19 protein-coding genes are annotated in these 16,574 nt (G+C 70.9%); 8 read left to right on the forward strand and 11 right to left on the reverse strand.

Annotated features, from left to right (window positions below; genetic code table 11):
- The coding region (locus tag CRT23_RS28880) for a hypothetical protein (RefSeq protein WP_210202083.1) at positions 1–183 on the forward strand (183 nt) is incomplete at its 5' end.
- Positions 184–287: 104 nt separating this feature from the next.
- Here the strand turns inward: CRT23_RS28880 and CRT23_RS15865 are convergent.
- From CRT23_RS15865 to CRT23_RS15885, 5 genes are all read right to left on the reverse strand, one after another.
- Entirely contained in the window at positions 288–1,475 is a 1,188-nt protein-coding gene (locus CRT23_RS15865) for an MFS transporter (RefSeq protein ID WP_181017372.1), read from the reverse strand.
- 105 nt (positions 1,476–1,580) lie between these two features.
- Positions 1,581–3,059, reverse strand: coding sequence for an MmgE/PrpD family protein (locus tag CRT23_RS15870; RefSeq protein ID WP_181017368.1), 1,479 nt, complete (start codon positions 3,057–3,059; stop codon positions 1,581–1,583).
- A gap of 349 nt (positions 3,060–3,408) precedes the next feature.
- Positions 3,409–3,990 carry a YceI family protein gene (locus tag CRT23_RS15875; RefSeq protein ID WP_103710467.1) on the reverse strand — a complete coding sequence of 194 codons (582 nt, stop codon included), beginning with the start codon at positions 3,988–3,990 and terminating at the stop codon, positions 3,409–3,411.
- Positions 3,987–4,589 (reverse strand): cytochrome b, encoded by a 603-nt coding sequence (locus CRT23_RS15880; protein ID WP_103710468.1) that lies wholly within the window; start codon positions 4,587–4,589, stop codon positions 3,987–3,989. The genes CRT23_RS15875 and CRT23_RS15880 overlap by 4 nt, the downstream gene beginning before the upstream one ends.
- A 34-nt stretch (positions 4,590–4,623) precedes the next feature.
- Positions 4,624–5,247 (reverse strand): YceI family protein, encoded by a 624-nt coding sequence (locus CRT23_RS15885; RefSeq protein ID WP_245436279.1) that lies wholly within the window; start codon positions 5,245–5,247, stop codon positions 4,624–4,626.
- A gap of 127 nt (positions 5,248–5,374) precedes the next feature.
- Here CRT23_RS15885 and CRT23_RS15890 point away from each other — a divergent pair, with 127 nt between their 5' ends.
- From CRT23_RS15890 to CRT23_RS15910, 5 genes are all read left to right on the forward strand, one after another.
- A complete protein-coding gene (locus CRT23_RS15890) occupies positions 5,375–6,382 on the forward strand; it encodes a LysR family transcriptional regulator (RefSeq protein WP_103710470.1) in 1,008 nt (335 codons plus the stop codon).
- Between the two features lie 64 nt (positions 6,383–6,446).
- Positions 6,447–7,490, forward strand: a complete 1,044-nt coding sequence (locus CRT23_RS15895) for a YihY/virulence factor BrkB family protein (protein ID WP_103710471.1) — start codon at positions 6,447–6,449, stop codon at positions 7,488–7,490.
- A gap of 200 nt (positions 7,491–7,690) precedes the next feature.
- Positions 7,691–8,140, forward strand: coding sequence for an RNA polymerase sigma factor region1.1 domain-containing protein (locus tag CRT23_RS29615; RefSeq protein ID WP_181017369.1), 450 nt, complete (start codon positions 7,691–7,693; stop codon positions 8,138–8,140).
- A 23-nt stretch (positions 8,141–8,163) separates the two neighbouring features.
- Positions 8,164–8,343, forward strand: coding sequence for a hypothetical protein (locus CRT23_RS15905; RefSeq protein WP_103710547.1), 180 nt, complete (start codon positions 8,164–8,166; stop codon positions 8,341–8,343).
- A 75-nt stretch (positions 8,344–8,418) separates the two neighbouring features.
- A complete protein-coding gene (locus CRT23_RS15910; RefSeq protein ID WP_103710473.1) occupies positions 8,419–8,988 on the forward strand; it encodes an NUDIX hydrolase in 570 nt (189 codons plus the stop codon).
- A 1-nt stretch (position 8,989) separates the two neighbouring features.
- Here the strand turns inward: CRT23_RS15910 and fabI are convergent, their stop codons facing one another.
- From fabI to fabA, 3 genes are all read right to left on the reverse strand, one after another.
- Positions 8,990–9,823: an enoyl-ACP reductase FabI gene (gene fabI, locus CRT23_RS15915; protein ID WP_103710474.1), complete on the reverse strand. Its 834-nt coding sequence runs from the start codon at positions 9,821–9,823 to the stop codon at positions 8,990–8,992.
- A 498-nt stretch (positions 9,824–10,321) separates the two neighbouring features.
- Positions 10,322–11,548, reverse strand: coding sequence for a beta-ketoacyl-ACP synthase I (gene fabB / locus CRT23_RS15920; protein ID WP_055946072.1), 1,227 nt, complete (start codon positions 11,546–11,548; stop codon positions 10,322–10,324).
- A gap of 133 nt (positions 11,549–11,681) precedes the next feature.
- Positions 11,682–12,263, reverse strand: coding sequence for a 3-hydroxyacyl-[acyl-carrier-protein] dehydratase FabA (gene fabA, locus CRT23_RS15925; protein ID WP_055946069.1), 582 nt, complete (start codon positions 12,261–12,263; stop codon positions 11,682–11,684).
- Positions 12,264–12,598: 335 nt separating this feature from the next.
- Between fabA and irr the strand changes: the two genes are divergently transcribed.
- Positions 12,599–13,108 (forward strand): Fur family transcriptional regulator Irr, encoded by a 510-nt coding sequence (gene irr, locus CRT23_RS15930; RefSeq protein WP_055946066.1) that lies wholly within the window; start codon positions 12,599–12,601, stop codon positions 13,106–13,108.
- A gap of 152 nt (positions 13,109–13,260) precedes the next feature.
- Positions 13,261–13,845: a histidine phosphatase family protein gene (locus CRT23_RS15935; protein WP_103710475.1), complete on the forward strand. Its 585-nt coding sequence runs from the start codon at positions 13,261–13,263 to the stop codon at positions 13,843–13,845.
- Between the two features lie 109 nt (positions 13,846–13,954).
- Here the strand turns inward: CRT23_RS15935 and CRT23_RS15940 are convergent, their stop codons facing one another.
- The 3 genes from CRT23_RS15940 to CRT23_RS15950 form a co-directional block, all read right to left on the reverse strand.
- Complete coding sequence (locus tag CRT23_RS15940; RefSeq protein WP_103710476.1) at positions 13,955–14,668, reverse strand: hypothetical protein; 714 nt, start codon at positions 14,666–14,668, stop codon at positions 13,955–13,957.
- Positions 14,669–14,760: 92 nt separating this feature from the next.
- Positions 14,761–15,780: a nickel transporter gene (locus CRT23_RS15945; protein ID WP_103710477.1), complete on the reverse strand. Its 1,020-nt coding sequence runs from the start codon at positions 15,778–15,780 to the stop codon at positions 14,761–14,763.
- Positions 15,771–16,466 (reverse strand): DUF1007 family protein, encoded by a 696-nt coding sequence (locus tag CRT23_RS15950; protein WP_103710478.1) that lies wholly within the window; start codon positions 16,464–16,466, stop codon positions 15,771–15,773. Before CRT23_RS15950 ends, CRT23_RS15945 begins: the two co-directional genes overlap by 10 nt.
- Positions 16,467–16,574: the final 108 nt, after the last annotated feature.

Below are 16,574 nucleotides of genomic sequence, written 5' to 3' on the forward strand. Positions count from 1 at the left end.
GCTCAGCCGCTCAAGATCGATACGACCCATCCCACGAGGGAATCAGCGAAACCCAACCCGCGCAAGGGGGTGGGTAATTACCTCGTCAAACGCAACGGGTCGGCATCCAGCGGAGAGTTCATGCGATCCATGCCTCGCACCATTACGAGATCGAATCACAAATCCTACATCCAAATTTTGTGACACAGTAGTACTAGGAGTGCGGCGGTCATGACGAGATCATCTGGAAGCGCCTGATCACACGGCTCACAATCTGGCGCTCTCGTCAGCAGAAAGGGTTTTGGTTGTTACCGCGACGGCGTCGTCGCCAGTCGCCGGGCGGTGATGATACCGAGGACGGCGATGACGACGGCGCAGAGGCTGAGGGCGGTGAGCTGGCCGAGGCCCTGGAGGGTGCTGCCTAGGATCGCGACGCCGAGAGCCTGTCCGCAGAAGAACGAGAAGGCGTGGAGCGCCACTGCCGAGGCGCGGGCGGTCTGTGCCACCTCGGTCACCTGCACCTGGAAGGTGTTGTGGAGCATGTAGAAGCCGAACCCCATAGCCACCAGGGCGGCGCAGTCGAGCTGCCAGGTGCCGGCGAGGCCGATGGTGACCAGGGCGCCGGCGCAGAGCAGGCCGCCGCCGATCAGCATCCGCGACATGCCGAGGAAGCGCAGCAGCAGGCCGACCGAGAACGAGTAGAGCAGTCCTCCGGCGGCGAAGCCGGCCAGCGCCAAGCCGGCCTCCCGGGCCCCACCCTCGCCGCGCGCCTCGATCAGCGGGGCGAGGTGCGGAAAGATCCCGAACACCGCAATTGCCTCGACGAACACGGCCCCGAACAGGATGCGAGCGCGCGGATTGCCCACGATGGTGCGGTAGCGCGCCACGGCCGTGTGGAATTCCGGTCGCCGGGCCGGAGCCGCCGCGCTGCGGTCGAACCCAAGGAGCGCCGCGCTGCAGCCGAGGGCCGCCACCGCCGCGGTGATGGCGAAGACGCCGGCCCAGCCGATCGCCCCCTCGATCAGGCCCGCGAAGGTCGAACCCGAAAGCTGCCCCAGGATCACCGCCACGAGGAAGCGTCCGATGGCGACCTGCCGGCGCTCGATCGGGATGCTGTCGCCCATCAGCGCGAGTGCTAGGGGCACGACGCCGCCGGCGCTGCCCCCGGCGACCATCCGCAGGACGAACAGGATGTCGAGGCTGGTGGTCAGCGCGCAGGAGGCCAGCGCCAGGGTCAAGATGCCGAGGCAGATTGCGATGATCCGCTCCTTGCCCAGGGCATCGCCGACGGGGCCGAGGATCGGCTGGATCAGCGCGTAGGGCAGGGCGAAGGCGGTGGAGAGCAGTGCCACCGTGTGGGGATCGCTGCGCAGGTCGCGCGCCAGCACGCCGACCAGCGGCTCAATGGAGCGGCCCGCGAAGGTGCTGGCGAAACCGGCGAAGGCCAGGATCACGATCAGGCGCGTGGTCGAGAACTCGGCCTTCAGGTCCGTGATCCTTGCTGGGGGCAGGCGAGGGGAGGTGATGCGCGTGGCGAGGCCCGGGAGCGGGCTTCGCCATACGCGGCCGGGATCGGCCCGTCGATCCCGATCCTCTGCGGTTCAGGCCTGGACGCCGGCCCGGGCGACGTCGCCGGCATTCGGCAACTCGGCGATGCGCCAGCACAGGTCCATGACCCGGCGCACCTGGGCTTCCGGCAGGATCCCGTCCGCGAGATCGGTGAACTTGGTCTCCAGGGCCGCGTCCGACATCGGCCGCTCGACGCTGCCGAGGGCATGCTCGATGCGCCGGGGCAGGCTGCGGCCGTCCTTCAGGACCACCGTGAGCTCCACCTGCTCGGGCCGGATCGCCGGGTCGACCACCGGCTTCACCCGGGCACGCAGGGCCGCGATCGCGGGGTCGTTCACCGCCCGGTCGCTGAACTGCTTCTCGCCGCCGGCCCCCTCCACCAGCGCCACCGCGACGGCATGGTAGATGCTGAACTTGCCTTCGAGGCCGGTGCGCGGCGCGGTCTTGCCGGTGAGTTCGAGCACCAGGGGATGAACCTTCATGTCGACCCGCTCGATCGCGTCGGCGGTGAGATGGTTCTCGTTGCGCAGCTGAACCGCCCCGTCGATGGCCGGATGCATGACGATGCCGCAGGCGAAGGGCTTGTAGGTGTTCAGCGCCGCCTCGTAGCGGGTGCCGAGACCCTCCGTGATCTCGCGGTAATCCTGCTTCGTCGAGATGGTGTTCGCCCAGCCGCGCTTGGCCTCGATCATCCCGTCCGAGCTCGTGTAGTTCTTCGCGGCGAGGATCGCGGCGAACAGGCCGTTCGATGCGGCCCGGCCCGGATTGAAGCTCTTGTTCATGGAGCCGAAGGATTCGCGCAGGCCCACGGGCTGCGAAGCGGCGAGCCCAAGCGCCCAGACCATCTGCTGCTCGGACAGGCCCATCAGCTTGCCCGTCGCGGTCGCCGCCCCGAACACCCCGGCGGTGCCGGTGATGTGCCAGCCGACATCGTAGTGGTTCGGGTAGACCGCGTTGCCGATCCGGCATTCCGTCTCGACGCCGAGCACCAAGGCGTTGAGGAAATCCGCCCCCGAGACCGGGTTCATCTCGGCGTAGGCGAGGATCGCCGAGGCGACGGGGCCGGCCGGGTGGATCACGGTCTTCAGGTGGGTGTCGTCGTAGTCGAAGATGTGGCTGGCGACGCCGTTCAGGAAGGCGGCATTCATGATGTCGAAGCGCTCGGGGCGCCCGAACAGCCCGGCCTGCGGCGGGCCGGAGAACGGCTTCAGGGCCGAGACCGCGACGTCCAGGGTCTCGTGATGCGATCCGCCGATGGCGACGCCGACCCAGTTCAGTAGGGTGCGGGTGCTCTCGCGGCGGACGGCCTCGGGCAGGTCCGCATAGCGCGCGCCGACCACGTAGCGGGCGAGGATCCGGGTGACCTCCGGCGGCACCGGCTTCGGATCGGCCTTGGCTTCGCTCTTCGTCTCCGGCGCGGCTTGGGCGGGACGGACGGCGCTGCCGGTTCCCACGAGCGCGAGGCTCGCGGAGCCGAGCAGGGCGCGGCGGTCGATCGTCGGCACGGGCATGGCTCTCTTCCTCTGGCGACTTGCGGCCGGCGCCCACGTGGGCGCCGCCGTGCCGGGGGCGCCGGGACCGAAGCCGCCGGCGCGACCGGACCCGAGGAATAACCCGACCGTCGCAGCAGGGCTCCCGCTTTGTGCGCACAGCCCAAGCGTTTTGCGCACGCGTTACGCGTGAGAAACAAAATAACCGATGAGACGCACAGTATCCGAGTCGCGGAGCATGCGCGGAGCTCGCTGCTGGCGTGTCATCCCCGTGTCGTGCAATCGCAGGGACGCGGCCGAGTCTGTCTCGAGATCGGGCCGTTACACATCTCGCCCACCCGAGCGGCGGCACGGTTGCTTTCGGTCCGTTTCAGGGCTTGGGGGCCGTCTCCGTCGCGGCGAAGTCGATGTCGACGCCGACCTCCAGCGCGACCCATTGGCCCGAGGCCCAGGGGCCCTGTCCGACGCCGAACTGCGTGCGCACGAGATCGAGGTGGCCCACTGCGCGCGCCGTCGCGCCCGTGCGTGTCAGGCGGAAGGGCAGCACCGCATCGCGGCGGATGCCGCGGATCGTCAGGCTGCCGACCGCCTCGTAGGCGTCGCCGCCCTTGGCGACGAACCGCGTCGCTTCGAACCGGGCCCGCGGCGTGGCCTTGACGTCGAACCACTCCGCCTGGGGCAGGGAGGTGTCGCGCTGGGCATCGCCGGTCTCGGCGCTCGCGAGGTCGATGTCGACCACGGCGTGTCCGGTCTCCGGGGCGGCGGGATCGAAGGTGATCTGCGCGCTGAAGCGCTTGAACCGGCCCTGGAACGGCGCACCGACCTGGATGCCGGAGAACCCGATCCGGCTCTTGGCCACATCGACGGTCCAGGCCGCGGCTTGGGCGCAGGCCGGGACGGCCAGGGGCGCCGCCGCGAGGGCGGCCGCGAAGGCGAGACGAGTGGCGATCATGCTTCGGATCCGGACTTGAGCGGGGTGCGGGGCAGCATTCGCCGCAGGGTGTTGTTGCGTAGGACGAAGTGGTGGCGCAGGGCCGCGCCGACATGCAGCAGCAGGAGACCGATCAGGATCCAGGCCCCCCAGGCATGGACCTGCTTCAGCACCGCCTCCACGGCGGCCTTGTTCGCCAGCTCTGGCAGCACCGGCAGGTGCGGCCAGGGTACGACACCATAGAGCACGGTCGGCACGTTGAAGGGCGAGGCCGAGACCACGGCCCAGCCGACGAGCGGCAGGCCAACGAGCAGCCCGTAGAGCAGGGCGTGGGCCACGTGCGCCCCGGCCCGTTCCCGGGCCGGCAGCGTCGCGGGCAGGGGCGGCGGCCGGTGGGCCAGACGCCAGCCGAGGCGCAGCAGCGTCAGGGCCAGCACCGTGTGGCCCAACGACTTGTGCCATTGGTAGAGCTGGAACCGGCGCATCGGCGCCAGGTCCCCGTGCGTCATGGCGAGACCGATCGCGATCAGCCCCAGAACCGCCAGCGCACTGAGCCAGTGCAGGGCGATGGCGACGCGGGTGTAGCGCGGTCGGGGCGCGGCGCGGACGGTCTCGATCATGACGCGCTCCCTTCGGCGGGGTGGACGGCGCGGCCTATTCCTTGCGCTCGAAGGCGCCCGCGATGGTGAGGTGCAGGTCGTCGCCGATCAGCGGCACGTAGGTCTTCACGCCAAAATCCGAGCGCTTGAGCGTGCCGGTGGCCTCGAAGCCCACGGTGACCTTCTTGTTCAGCGGGTTCACGCCGGCGCCCACGAGGGTGACGGTCAGGGTCACCGGCTTGGTCACGCCGTGCAGGGTCAGGTCGCCGGTGACCTTCGCCTTGTCCTTGCCCTCGGGCGTCACCTTCGTGGAGGCGAAGGTCATCTCGGGGAACTTGCCCGCGTGGAGCCACTGGTCGCCCTTGAGCTCGCCGGTCAGCTTCTCGCTGGTCGTCATCACCGAGGCCACCGGGATTTTGATGGACAGCTTCGCGGCGGCAGGGGTCTTCGGCTGCAGCTCCAGGGTGCCCGAGACGTCCGAGAAGCCGCCCGAGTAGTTCGAGAAGCCCATATGCGAGACGGTGAAGCCGACCTGGGTGTGGCCGGGATCGACCGCGTAGGTGCCGGCCTGGATCTGGGCCGGGTCGCGGGTTGGCGGGGTCTGGGCGAGGGCCGGCGCGGCGAACGCGAGGGCGAGGGACACGGTCTGGGCGACGAGGGACGGGGAGAGACGGATCACGGGGTTCGCTCCGAGGATGAGGGCGCCGAGGATGAGGGCGTCGATGAGGGTGGCGTCTGGGCGCCGGTTCGGTGGAGCGCCAATAGGCCGCTTCCTGCGGGTGCGATAGCGCGCTAATCCGGGGCACATGGTTGCGCATCTGGAAACCTTCGCCGGAAACCTCGACGACGTCCGGGCTTTCTGCGCCGTGGTCGATCTCGGCAGCATGACCCAGGCCGGCGCTTTCCTCCGCGAGACCAAGGGCAGCGTCAGCCGGAGCGTCGCCCGCCTTGAGACGGTGCTGAAGGTCACGCTGCTCGCCCGCACGCCGCGGGCGGTCTCGCCCACCGCCGAGGGGCTCGCCTTCCACGCCCGGGCCCTGGAGAGCCTCGCCCTCCTGGACGAGGCCCTGCAGACGGCTCGCGGCGCCCGCACCCTGCCGCGGGGGCACCTGCGGGTGACGGCCTCGATCGACTTCGGGGTCGAGGTGCTGCCGGACCTCGTGGCGAGCTTCCGGGCCCGGCACCCGCAGATCACCCTGGAGCTCCTCATCACCGACAGCCGCCTCGATCTCGCGGCCAACCGGGTCGACCTCGCCCTGCGCCTCGGCGGCGGCGACCATCCCGACAGCGGCTACACCGCCCCGATCCTGGCCGACCTGACGATCGGCCTCTACGCGGCCCCGGCCTACCTGGCCCAGCGCACGGGGCCGGCCGACATCGCCGAGCTGGCGACGCACGACGTGGTGCTGGCCCGGGAGCGCCTCGGCGCCACCCAGATCCTCGTCTCGGACGTGGAGGGCCGCGAGGCCGGCATCACCCTGCGGCCGGCCGTGCGGGCCACGGATTTCGCCACCGTGCTGCGCCTGACCCTGGCCGGGGCCGGGATCGGCCACATCCCGAGCCTCGTCGCAGCCAAGTCCCTGGCCCGGGGCGACCTCGTACGCGTCCTGCCCGACTGGGCGAGCCGGGGCGGGACCCTGCGCGCCGTCACCCTGGCGGGCCGCGAACTCCCCGCGCGGGTGCGCCTGTTCCGCGAGCACGTCCGCACCGAGATGGCCCGGCGGGCCGCGATCTGTCCCCTATCCGGGCTCGATCGTCCCACGCCTGTGTTCGCATCGGTGGCGACCTATGACGAGAGTTCAGGCAGAGTGTGATCCCGGGGGCGGCACGCCCCGCGTAGCGGAGTTCCGGCGACGAGCGGTCCGGCAGGGTGTCGGCATGGTGCGAGACGAAGATGAGGGTCAGGACTGGCGCTCGGTCAGCACCCGCGCCCTGAACCCGCAGGAGCTGGCCGAGGCGCGCCAGCGCACGCAGGAGCCCGGCCGCGGCCGGGGTGCGACCGACCCTGTCGACATCCCCAAGGCTGGCTGGCGGGACATTCTGTGGCGGGTGTTCTGGGCGATGCCGCAGGACCGGGTGCTGACCACGGCGGGCGGCGTCGCCTTCTTCGCCCTGCTGGCGGTATTCCCGGGCCTCGTCGCGGTCGTGTCGATCTACGGGCTGTTCTCGGATCCGCACGTCATCAGCCAGCATGTCAGCCTGCTGGCGGACATCCTGCCGCCGGGCGCCCTGGAACTGGTCTCCGACCAGCTGGTACGGATCGCGCAACGCAGCACCGGCTCCCTGAGCACCACGTCCGGCATCAGCCTGCTGATCGCTCTGTGGAGCGCCAATTCCGGCGTGAGCGCGCTCTTCGACGCCCTCAACGTGATCTACAAGGAGCGCGAGAAGCGCAGCCTGATCCGCTTCTACGCCACCACTTTCCTGTTCACGATCACCAGCGTGGTGTTCTTCCTCGTCTCCACCAGCGCGGTGGTGCTGCTCCCGGCGATCCTCGACCGCCTCGGCTTCATCACCGCCACCGACACCATCCTGCAGATCGTGCGCTGGCCGGCCCTGCTCGGCGTGGTCACCCTCAGCCTGTCGCTGATCTACCGCTACGGCCCGAGCCGGAACCGGGCGAAGTGGCGCTGGGTGACCTGGGGCAGCAGCCTCGCGGCGCTGTTCTGGGTCGGCGCCTCGGGGGTGTTCTCCTGGTATGTGGCGAGCTTCGACAGCTACAACCGCATCTACGGGTCGCTGGGGGCCGGCATCGGCTTCATGACCTGGATGTGGCTGTCGATCGTCATCGTCCTCGTGGGTGCCGAGATCAATTCGGAGATGGAGCGCCAGACCGGCTGCGACAGCACCGAGGGCCGGCCGAAGCCCCTGGGCGTCCGCCAGGCCTTCGCCGCCGACAGCGTCGGGCCGAGCCAGGACTGAGCGCCGGCCCGGAACCGGGCGGCGCCGTCGCCCCCGTGAGCCCGGGAACAGCGCCGACGCCCGACGGGTTTCCCGACGGCAGAGCGTCGGGAGTGGCAGATGGCCGGACCGCAACACGCACGACCACCCGGGCCAGGGCGGGCATGGGTCGCCGCGGGACGGTCCGGAGGAGGCGCAGCCGTGCCCGCGGCGCGCTCGTGGTGAGCGCCGCGCCGACCTTCGCGCAACGCGACCTCGACCGGCTCATCACCCTCGGGCGGCAGAAGGGCGAGCTCACCCCGGCCGACCTGCAGGCCGCCCTGCCGATCCACAGCATGAGCGCCGAGGCGATCGCGCAGGTGGTCCTGGATCTCGAGGCCGCCGGCATCCCGGTGGAGCTGGAAGACCTGCTCACGGGGCGAGCCCATCCCGACGGGATCGCGCCGCTGCCCCTCGCGCCCGCGCCCGGATTGCCTTCCGGCGACGCCGCACCGGCCGCGCCGCGCCCGGACGCGCTGGCGTCCCGGGTGGCCGCGCCGGTCGCGGCCGGAGAGAACCCGGTCGGGACGGCACCGTCGGCCGAGGGGCGCCGGGTCCGGAACGCCGTGCTGGTGGCGGGCCTGATCGTGCTGGTGCTGGTGGGGGCGATCCTGATTGCCCTCGGGCGATGAACCGCGACGCGGGGGAGACCGACATGGACATTCAGACGACCATCGCGGAGGCGATCATCGCCGAACTCAAGCGCCAGGCGGAGGTGAGCGAGCACGGCCTGACGGTCGAGGCCGGCGAGCCGGGCTTCGTGACCATCGACGGCCGGGTCAACCTCGACGAACTCATCATGGTGATCGAGGGCGCCCTGGCGGGCGGTCCCTGACAGTCGCCCACACGACAGGCCGGCGCCCATGGCCCAGCCGAAACCCGCCCCCGGGCGAGAAGGAATCGTCCCGAGATGAAAGCCGAGATCCTCAGCCTGCGGACCCTCCACGAGGGCTGGACCCGCTTCTCGCTGGCCCGGGTTCGCCTCGCCGACGGCAGCGAAGCCGAGCGCGAGATCGAGGATCACGGCAACTCCGTGGGCGTGCTGCCCTATGATCCCGTCCGGCGGGTCGCCACCCTGGTGCGGGAGCTGCGCGTCCCGGCTCTCTACGTCGCCGGCGAGCAGAGCCAGCTCGAGGCGCCGGCCGGCCTGATCGACGATGGCACCCCGGAGGACAATGCCCGGCGGGAGGTGCTGGAGGAGGCGGGCCTGCGCCTCGGCGACCTCGACTTCGTCGGCGCCACCTATTCCTGCGGCGGCATCTCGACGGAGCGCATCCACCTGTTCCTGGCCGCCTACGCCGCCACCGACCGGGTGGACGGCGGCGGGGGCGCGGACGGCGAGCACGAGAACATCCGGGTCGTCGAGATGCCGCTGGCCGAGCTCGCCCGGATGGCCGATCGCTGCGAGCTGACCGACCTCAAGACCCTGACCCTGGTCCTCGCCCTGCGCGCCCGCCGGCCCGAGCTGTTCGCGGGCTGATCTAGACCGCCTCGCCGATGACCCCGGCCTCGTCCTGCGCCTGCAGCACGTCGGGGCGGGGCATCGAGATGATATTGTAGCCGGAATCGACGAAGTGGATCTCGCCGGTGACGCCCCCGGATAGGTCCGAGAGCAGGTACATCGCCGAGCCGCCGACCTCCTCCTGGGTCACCGTCCGGCGCAAGGGGGCGTGCGCCTTCTGGTGATTGAACATCAGGCGGGCATCGGCGATGCCGGCCCCGGCCAGGGTCCGCATCGGGCCCGCCGAGAGGGCGTTGACCCGGATGCCGTCCGGGCCGAGGTCACCGGCGAGGTAGCGCACGGAGGCCTCGAGGGCCGCCTTGGCGACGCCCATGACGTTGTAGTTCGGCATGATCCGGGTCGAGCCGCCATAGGTCAGCGTCAGGAGCGACCCGCCGCGGGGCATTCGCTTGGCCGCGCGCTGCGCGATCTCGGTGAAGGAGAAGCACGAGATCGTCATGGTCCGCGAGAAATTCTCGCGGGTGGTGACGTCCACGTAGCGGCCCTTGAGCTGGCCCTTGTCGGAGAAGCCGATGGCGTGGACGACGAAGTCGAGGCCTTCGGGGAAACGTGCGTCCAGGGCGGTGAACAGCGCGTCCACGCTGGCGATATCCTCGACATCGCAGGGCAGGACGATATCCGAGCCGGCGGAGGCCGCCAGCGGCGTCACCCGGCGTCCCAGCGCGTCGCCCTGGTAGGTGAAGGCCAGCTCGGCCCCGTGGCGGTGCAGGACCTTGGCGATACCCCAGGCGATCGAGTGATCGTTGGCGACCCCCATGATGAGGCCGCGCTTTCCCGCCATCAAACCCGTCATGCACGTCCCCCGGTCGTGGATCCTCGGGTCCCTCGGACCCGTCATCGTTGGCTGGAGGCTTAGCGCGGGGGTCGTGGCCCTGTCCAATCCGGCCGGAGCCCGAAGGCGCTTGGCACGGTCAAGGCGCTTGGCACGGTCAAGGCGCTTGGCACGGTCAAGGCGCTTGGCACGATGCGAGTGCTTGGCGAGCTGAGAGCGCCGAGCCCAAACGCAAAGGCCCCGTCCGGGGGCCTGAGCCGGGACGGGGCCTTTGCGTGCAGCCGAGGCGACGCGGACGCTAGAAGTAGCCGTCGGTGTCGCAATTGGCGCGGTCGATCATGACCTGCTTGATGTAGACGGCCGTGGACCCGGCAAGGGCGAGGCCGCCGACGGTTCCCAGGGTGAACCACAACATGGCTGTGCCTTCCAGCAATCCATAGAAACAATGAACGGCGGAAGGTCTCTCCAGTTCCTTAACGGGGCGGGCCAGGGGTTAAGCCTGACCCGGTTCCGTCGCCCTCAGGCGTCCACGTGCTTGAGAACGAGCGTGGCGTTGGTGCCGCCGAACCCGAAGGAGTTGGAAAGGACGTGCCCGAGCTTGGCCCCGTCCCGACGCTGACGCAGGATCGGCATGTCGGCGAAGGCCGGGTCGATCTCGTCGATATGGGCGCTCTCGCAGATGAAGTCGTTGTTCATCATCAGCAGGGAGTAAATCGCCTCCTGCACGCCCGTCGCCCCGAGGGAGTGACCGGTGAGGGACTTGGTGGCGGCGATGGGCGGACAGGCGTCGCCGCGCCCGAAGACCTCGCGAATCGCCTCGATCTCCTTGTCGTCGCCCACCGGTGTCGAGGTGGCGTGCGGATTGATGTAGTCGATCCTGGCGCCCTTCAGGCCCTCGATCGCCTGGCGCATGCAGCGGACCGCACCCTCGCCGGAGGGGGCGACCATGTCGTGCCCGTCCGAGGTGGCGCCGTAGCCGGCGATCTCGCCGTAGATCGTCGCGCCGCGGGCCTTGGCGTGCGCGTATTCCTCGAGCACCAGGACGCCGGCGCCGCCCGCGATGACGAAGCCGTCGCGGTTGGCGTCGTAGGCGCGGGACGCCCGGGCCGGCGTGTCGTTGTACTTCGAGGACATGGCGCCCATCGCATCGAACAGCACCGAGAGGGTCCAGTCGAGGTCCTCGCAGCCGCCCGCGAAGATGATGTCCTGGCGCCCGCCCTGGATGACCTCGGCGGCATTGCCGATGCAGTGGTTGGACGTGGCGCAGGCCGAAGAGATCGAGTAGTTCACGCCCTTGATCTTGAACCACGTCGCCAAGGTCGCCGAGGCGGTGGAGGACATGGCCTTGGGCACGGCGAAGGGACCGACCCGCTTGGGGCCCTTGTCGATCGCGATGGCGGCGGATTCGACGATGACCTTCGTGGACGGTCCGCCCGAGCCCATGATGATGCCGGTCCGGTCGTTGGAGACGTCGCCCGCCTCCAGCCCGGCATTCCGGATCGCCTGGTCCATGGCGACGTGGTTCCAGGCGGTGCCGCCGCCGTGGAAGCGCATGGCGCGCCGGTCGACGACGCCCTCCGGATCGAGGGTGGGACGGCCCTCGACCTGGCTGCGGAAGCCGTGCTCCGCGTAGGAGGCCGAACGCCCGATGCCGGACTTGGCCTCCCGCAGGGACGCGAGGACTTCCTCGGTGTTGTTGCCGATGGATGAGACGATGCCCATCCCGGTGATCACGACACGCCGCATGGACACGATGCTCTCCGCCGCCGGGGCTTGCTCTTCACGGTGCTTGTTCTCGAGACGGCACCTTCGCGTGGGTCTCACGTAGGACGCGGACGTCCCGATCTCAACTGCGCCGGACGTCCCGGCTGCCTCGGCCTCAGCCGCCGGCGGCCTCGCCCTGAGCCTGGAAGAGCGCGACGCGCAGGTCCTTGGCCTCGTAGATCCGGGTGCCGTCCGCCTCCAGCCAGCCGTCGGCGATGCCGAGCACCAGCTTGCCGAGGCGCACCCGCTTGATGTCGATGCCGTAGACGACCTTGGTCACCGTCGGCAGGACCTGGTCGGTGAACTTGACCTCGCCGACGCCGAGCGCCCGGCCGCGGCCGGGGGCGCCGAGCCAGCCGAGATGGAAGCCGACGAGCTGCCAGAGGGCGTCGAGGCCGAGGCAGCCGGGCATCACCGGGTCGTTCTTGAAGTGGCAGCCGAAGAACCAGAGGTCCGGCCGGATGTCGAACTCGGCGAGCACGTGGCCCTTGCCGTGGGCGCCGCCCTCGGAGCCGATCGAGACGATGCGGTCGAACATCAGCATCGGCGGCAGCGGCAGCTGCGCGTTTCCGGCGCCGAACAGCTCGCCACGGCCGCAGGCGAGCAGTTCCTCGTAGGAATAGTGCGAGGCCCGCTGGGGCGCGGCGGTCGCCGGCGCGGTGCCCGACGGAGCGTTCGGATCGGAAGCAGAAGACATGATGAGCGGATCGGTCCTCAGGAATGGGTCCGGGGCGCGGGGCCCCTCGGCGTCGCGCCGCCGTCGCCGGCGTGGAATCGGCACGGGCCGATCCGGCCGACGCTGCGGCGTGAAATCGGCGCTTCGTTAACACAGGGCTTGTGCGCCTCAAAGCTGCCCACCCGTTCCCAGCGTCCCAATCCGCCGCCGCCACCCCGGTGCGCGACCTGCCGGGCGGGTCCGCCATGCGGGCGGGGGACCAGCCCCGCGTGCAGCTCGGGTTGCGATGCGACGGCGGGTTCCGTATACGTATCCGCTGAGTTTCTCGTTTTCCGCGTGGGATGTTTGTACGCCCGATGTCGAACCTTCTGCCCCTGCAGGCCGTGCTGAACGCACGGGCCTCCGTTCCCGGCGGCGACACGGCCGCCGGCCGTCGCGGTTGCCCGCTGTCGGATCTGCGCGACCGCCTGCGCCGGGCGGGCCTGCGCCCGACCCGCCAGCGCCTGTCCCTGGGCTGGCTGCTGTTCGGCCGCGGCGATCGCCACCTCACGGCGGAAATGCTCTACGACGAGGCGATGCGCGCCAAGGTGCCGGTGTCCCTGGCCACCGTGTACAACACCTTGCACCAGTTCACCGAGGCCGGCCTCCTGCGCCAGCTCGCCCTCGACGGTTCGAAGGCCTACTTCGACACCAACCCGAGCGAGCACCACCACTTCTTCCTCGAGGACGAGGGCCAGGTGCTGGACATGCCCGATTGCGGGATCACCGTGGATTCCCTGCCCGATGCCCCCGAGGGCATGGAGATCGCCGGCGTCGAGGTGATCGTCCGCCTGCGCCGCCGCGGCCCGGTGGCCCGCAAGGCCTGACCGCCCGCCGCGTCCGCACGCACCGTCATCGAGGCCCGGGCAACCGGGCCTTTTTCGTTGGCGCGGTGCCCTGACGCGCCGCGCAACGATGGCCCGCCTCGCGGGGTTGTCGCCCGCACGCCGTTCTTCCATCCCAGCGAAACCGGACCCGTATGGCCCCCACCCGCATCGTCTGCGTCCGCCACGGCGAATCGACCTTCAACGCCGCACACCGCCTGACCGGCCAGGACCCCGGCCACGTCGACGCCCGGCTGACCGAGCGGGGCCAGGGACAGGTCCGTGCGGCCCGGGCGGCCCTGCACGACATCCCCTTCGACCTCGTCGTGACCTCGCCCCTGACCCGGGCGATCCAGACCACCAAGGGCATCTTTGGCGACCATCCGAGCCGCCCGCGCATCCTCGTCGAGGTCCTGCACCGGGAGTGCCAGGAGAGCAGCTGCGATGTCGGCCGCGCCGCCTCGGTGCTGGCCGCCGAGTTCCCGGACGTCGCCGTCGACCACCTGCCGGAGATCTGGTGGCATGCCGAGGGCGAGCCCGACGCCCGCGGTGTGCATATCGAGCCGCGCCCCCTCTTCGATGCCCGCGTCCTCGGTTTCCGCGACTGGCTCGCGGCCCGGCCCGAGCGCAGCATCGCGGTGGTCGGCCACGGCACCTTCTTCTATCACCTGACGGGCGTCTGGCTCGACAACTGCCAGACCGTGACCTTCGACCCGATGGCGGCGCCCGTTCCGGTCTGAGCCGGGCTCTGGAGTTTGTCGGGGATCAGTGGGAACCGGGTATCCCGAAACGACAAACCTCAAGACAGGACTTGAGGGTCTGTCGGGCTCAAGATGAGCCTGACAGACCCTAGACCGACCCCGACCGCGCGGCGTCCAGGCGCCGCTGCACCAGCGCCCTCTCGAGGGGCGCCGCCCGGCGCCCAATCTCCAGCGCCTCGTCGAGGATCGTCACCGCGTTCGCCCAGGTTTCCGTCACGAAGGGCGCGGCGCCCTCCGCGACCTCGGCCGCACAGCGCGCATCCGCGAAGGCCTTCCCGGCGGCGATGGCGGCCCGGGCGACCGCCGCGGCACGGGCGCCCTGCGCCCAGGCTCCCCGCTGCGAGGCTTCCTGCGCTTGCGCACCGCCCTGCGAGGCGGCGGCCCGAGCGACGGCCTGGGCCCGCTCCGCATCCCCGGCCCCGTCGCAGGCGGCGGCGAGGGTGGGCAGGCCCGCCAGATCGAGGAGCGGCGGTAGAATTCGCCGGACGCTCGCCAGGGCGAGGAAGGCGACACGCTCGGCTTCCACGGCCGGGGTGTCGGCCGAGCCGGAGAGGCGCAGCACGAAGGCCATCAGGCGCGGCCGCCCGGGATCGGGCATGCCGTCGTTCAGGCCGAGGGCGTAGGCGGCGAGCGGCGGCGAGAAGCAGGGCGGGCAATCGGCCGAGGCGCGGATCGCCCGGTAGGGCAGGCCGGCGGCCACGATCGCCGCCTCGTTGATACAGGTGCCCCCATCCGGGCCGGGGAAGTCGTGCGAGCCGGCCAGCAGCCGCCAGTTCAGGATATGCTCGAAGCCTGCCGCCATGCCCGCGCTCTCTCCGTCTTCGGAGCGCGAGAGTGCCACGGCCTCGCGGGGTTGGCGAGGGAAGGTCTGCGCGGGAAGGTCTGCTGAGGGGTTCAGCCGCCGAGGTCGGCCGCGAGCCCGGCCAGCATGGCGAGGCCGAGCACCAGCACGAAGGCACCGGCGAGGAGTTCGAGCCCGCCGACCGCGAGCGCCCCGGCCTGTCCGCGTCCGCCCGCGAGGCGCAGGGCGAAGGCCTTGGCGAAGACCGCGAGGCTGGCCAGCGTGCCGGTGGTCAGCGCGGTGCCAAGGGCCATGGCCAGGGTCGCGGCGATGCCGGCGGCCAGCAGGCCCTGCGAGGCGGAGAAGACCAGGATCAGCACCGCCCCGGCGCAGGGGCGCGTGCCCGCGGCCAGCACGACGCCGGCGCGCTCGCGCCACGACTCGAGCCGGGCCAGGGCCGCGGCATCGTTCAGGTGGACGTGGCCGCAGCCGGGGGCGCAAGCTGGATCGGTGTGCCCTGTCAAGCGCCCTGCCAAGCGGTCGGCCTTGCGCCAGGTCACGCTGAGGCCGAGGAGCGCCACGAGGGCGAAGCTCACCGTCTCGATCACCGTGCCGGCGCGGGTCATGCCCGCGGCGGTGGCGCCGAGCACCAGGGTCCCGACGCCCACGAGGGCGATGGCGACCAGGGCCTGGAGCAGCGCGGCGGCGAAGCTGAGGCTGAAGCCGCGGGTGAGGGCCCGCTCGCCGGCGACGATGTAGCCGGCGATTACCGCCTTGCCGTGGCCCGGCCCGGCGGCGTGGAAGACGCCGTAGGCGAAGCCGAGGAGCATCATCGGGCCCCAGGCGCCCCCCGCCTTCAGGGATTGCACCGCGGTCTGGAGGCTGCGGGAGAAGCTCGCCTGCAGGGCGAGGATCCGGCCCCCGAGGCCGGTGGCGGACGGGGCGGCCTCGCGGAAACCGATTCCGAAGGGCGAGCGCGGCGGCGGCGCGGTCACGCTCGGGCTCACCAGCCAGGCGAGGCCGGCGACGATCAGGGTCGCGAGGGCGGCGGCCACCAGGACGAGGAGGACCTGCCGGGCGAGGCGGGACCGCCCGTCCGGGCGGGCGGCGTCAAGGGCGCTGCCTACGGACACGCGACGATGATCCGGTTGGCGAACTGGAGGCCGTAGTTCGAGGCCGAGGTCAGCGCCTCGAAGAACGCCTCCGACATGCCAGGCTTGGTCTCGCCGGTCTTGGCATCGCCCGTCTTGGCGTCGGGCGTCTCGGTCTTGGGGCGGGTGAGGGTGGCGGCGCAGCCGGCCGGGGCTCCGGCGAGGCGGGCGGCATCCGCACCCTCCGCGAGGCTGAAGGCGACGAAGAAGGTCGGGTCGTAGACCTCCAGGGCCGTCACGCCGCGGCCCTGCGCCACCGGCGACTTCAAGGGCAGGAGGAAGCTCAGGGTCAGCTTGTCGCCCTCCATCGCCATGCGGGGCTCGACGGGATCGGTGAAGGCCTGCTCCTTGCCGCCGACCTTCATCTTCGTGAAGTAGGCGAATTCGGCGAGGTTGGCGGTGTTCTCGGCGGCGAGACCCGCGAGCTCGTCCGGCGTCAGCTTGCCGTCGTTGTTCTTGTCCAGCCCCTGGGTCACGAAGGCCGAGTACGAGGCATCGAAGGTCCAGGCGTGGCGGACACCCGTCACGCGGCCGCCCTCGCCATAGGCGATCTCGGCCATGGTGGTCACCCAGACGTGGGGATGCGCCTGTGCGGGGAGCGCGGACAGGGCGGCCACGAGGGCGGCTCCGGCCAGGGCGGCGATGCGGGGAAGCGAGGCGATCGGCATGGCACGGGACGCTCGCAAGTCAGGGTAAAGACTTCGTAAAGCTGCGCCGGCTGCGGGATCCGTCGCCAGGGGCCTGTCTCGTGCCGCACTGGGGCGAAAGCGAGGCGT

This window comes from Methylobacterium sp. V23 (assembly GCF_002917135.1).
Taxonomy (GTDB): Bacteria; Pseudomonadota; Alphaproteobacteria; order Rhizobiales; family Beijerinckiaceae; genus Methylobacterium.

Bases quoted from the DNA above. Each gene is read 5' to 3' on its own strand.
- CRT23_RS15870 (WP_181017368.1), bottom strand. From the start codon at position 3,059: ATGCCCGTGCCGACGATCGACCGCCGCGCCCTGCTCGGCTCCGCGAGC.
- CRT23_RS15875 (WP_103710467.1), bottom strand. From the start codon at position 3,990: ATGATCGCCACTCGTCTCGCCTTCGCGGCCGCCCTCGCGGCGGCGCCC.
- CRT23_RS15880 (WP_103710468.1), bottom strand. From the start codon at position 4,589: ATGATCGAGACCGTCCGCGCCGCGCCCCGACCGCGCTACACCCGCGTC.
- CRT23_RS15890 (WP_103710470.1), top strand. From the start codon at position 5,375: ATGGTTGCGCATCTGGAAACCTTCGCCGGAAACCTCGACGACGTCCGG.
- CRT23_RS15895 (WP_103710471.1), top strand. From the start codon at position 6,447: ATGGTGCGAGACGAAGATGAGGGTCAGGACTGGCGCTCGGTCAGCACC.
- CRT23_RS15905 (WP_103710547.1), top strand. From the start codon at position 8,164: ATGGACATTCAGACGACCATCGCGGAGGCGATCATCGCCGAACTCAAG.
- CRT23_RS15910 (WP_103710473.1), top strand. From the start codon at position 8,419: ATGAAAGCCGAGATCCTCAGCCTGCGGACCCTCCACGAGGGCTGGACC.
- fabI (WP_103710474.1), bottom strand. From the start codon at position 9,823: ATGACGGGTTTGATGGCGGGAAAGCGCGGCCTCATCATGGGGGTCGCC.
- fabB (WP_055946072.1), bottom strand. From the start codon at position 11,548: ATGCGGCGTGTCGTGATCACCGGGATGGGCATCGTCTCATCCATCGGC.
- fabA (WP_055946069.1), bottom strand. From the start codon at position 12,263: ATGTCTTCTGCTTCCGATCCGAACGCTCCGTCGGGCACCGCGCCGGCG.
- irr (WP_055946066.1), top strand. From the start codon at position 12,599: ATGTCGAACCTTCTGCCCCTGCAGGCCGTGCTGAACGCACGGGCCTCC.
- CRT23_RS15935 (WP_103710475.1), top strand. From the start codon at position 13,261: ATGGCCCCCACCCGCATCGTCTGCGTCCGCCACGGCGAATCGACCTTC.
- CRT23_RS15940 (WP_103710476.1), bottom strand. From the start codon at position 14,668: ATGGCGGCAGGCTTCGAGCATATCCTGAACTGGCGGCTGCTGGCCGGC.
- CRT23_RS15950 (WP_103710478.1), bottom strand. From the start codon at position 16,466: ATGCCGATCGCCTCGCTTCCCCGCATCGCCGCCCTGGCCGGAGCCGCC.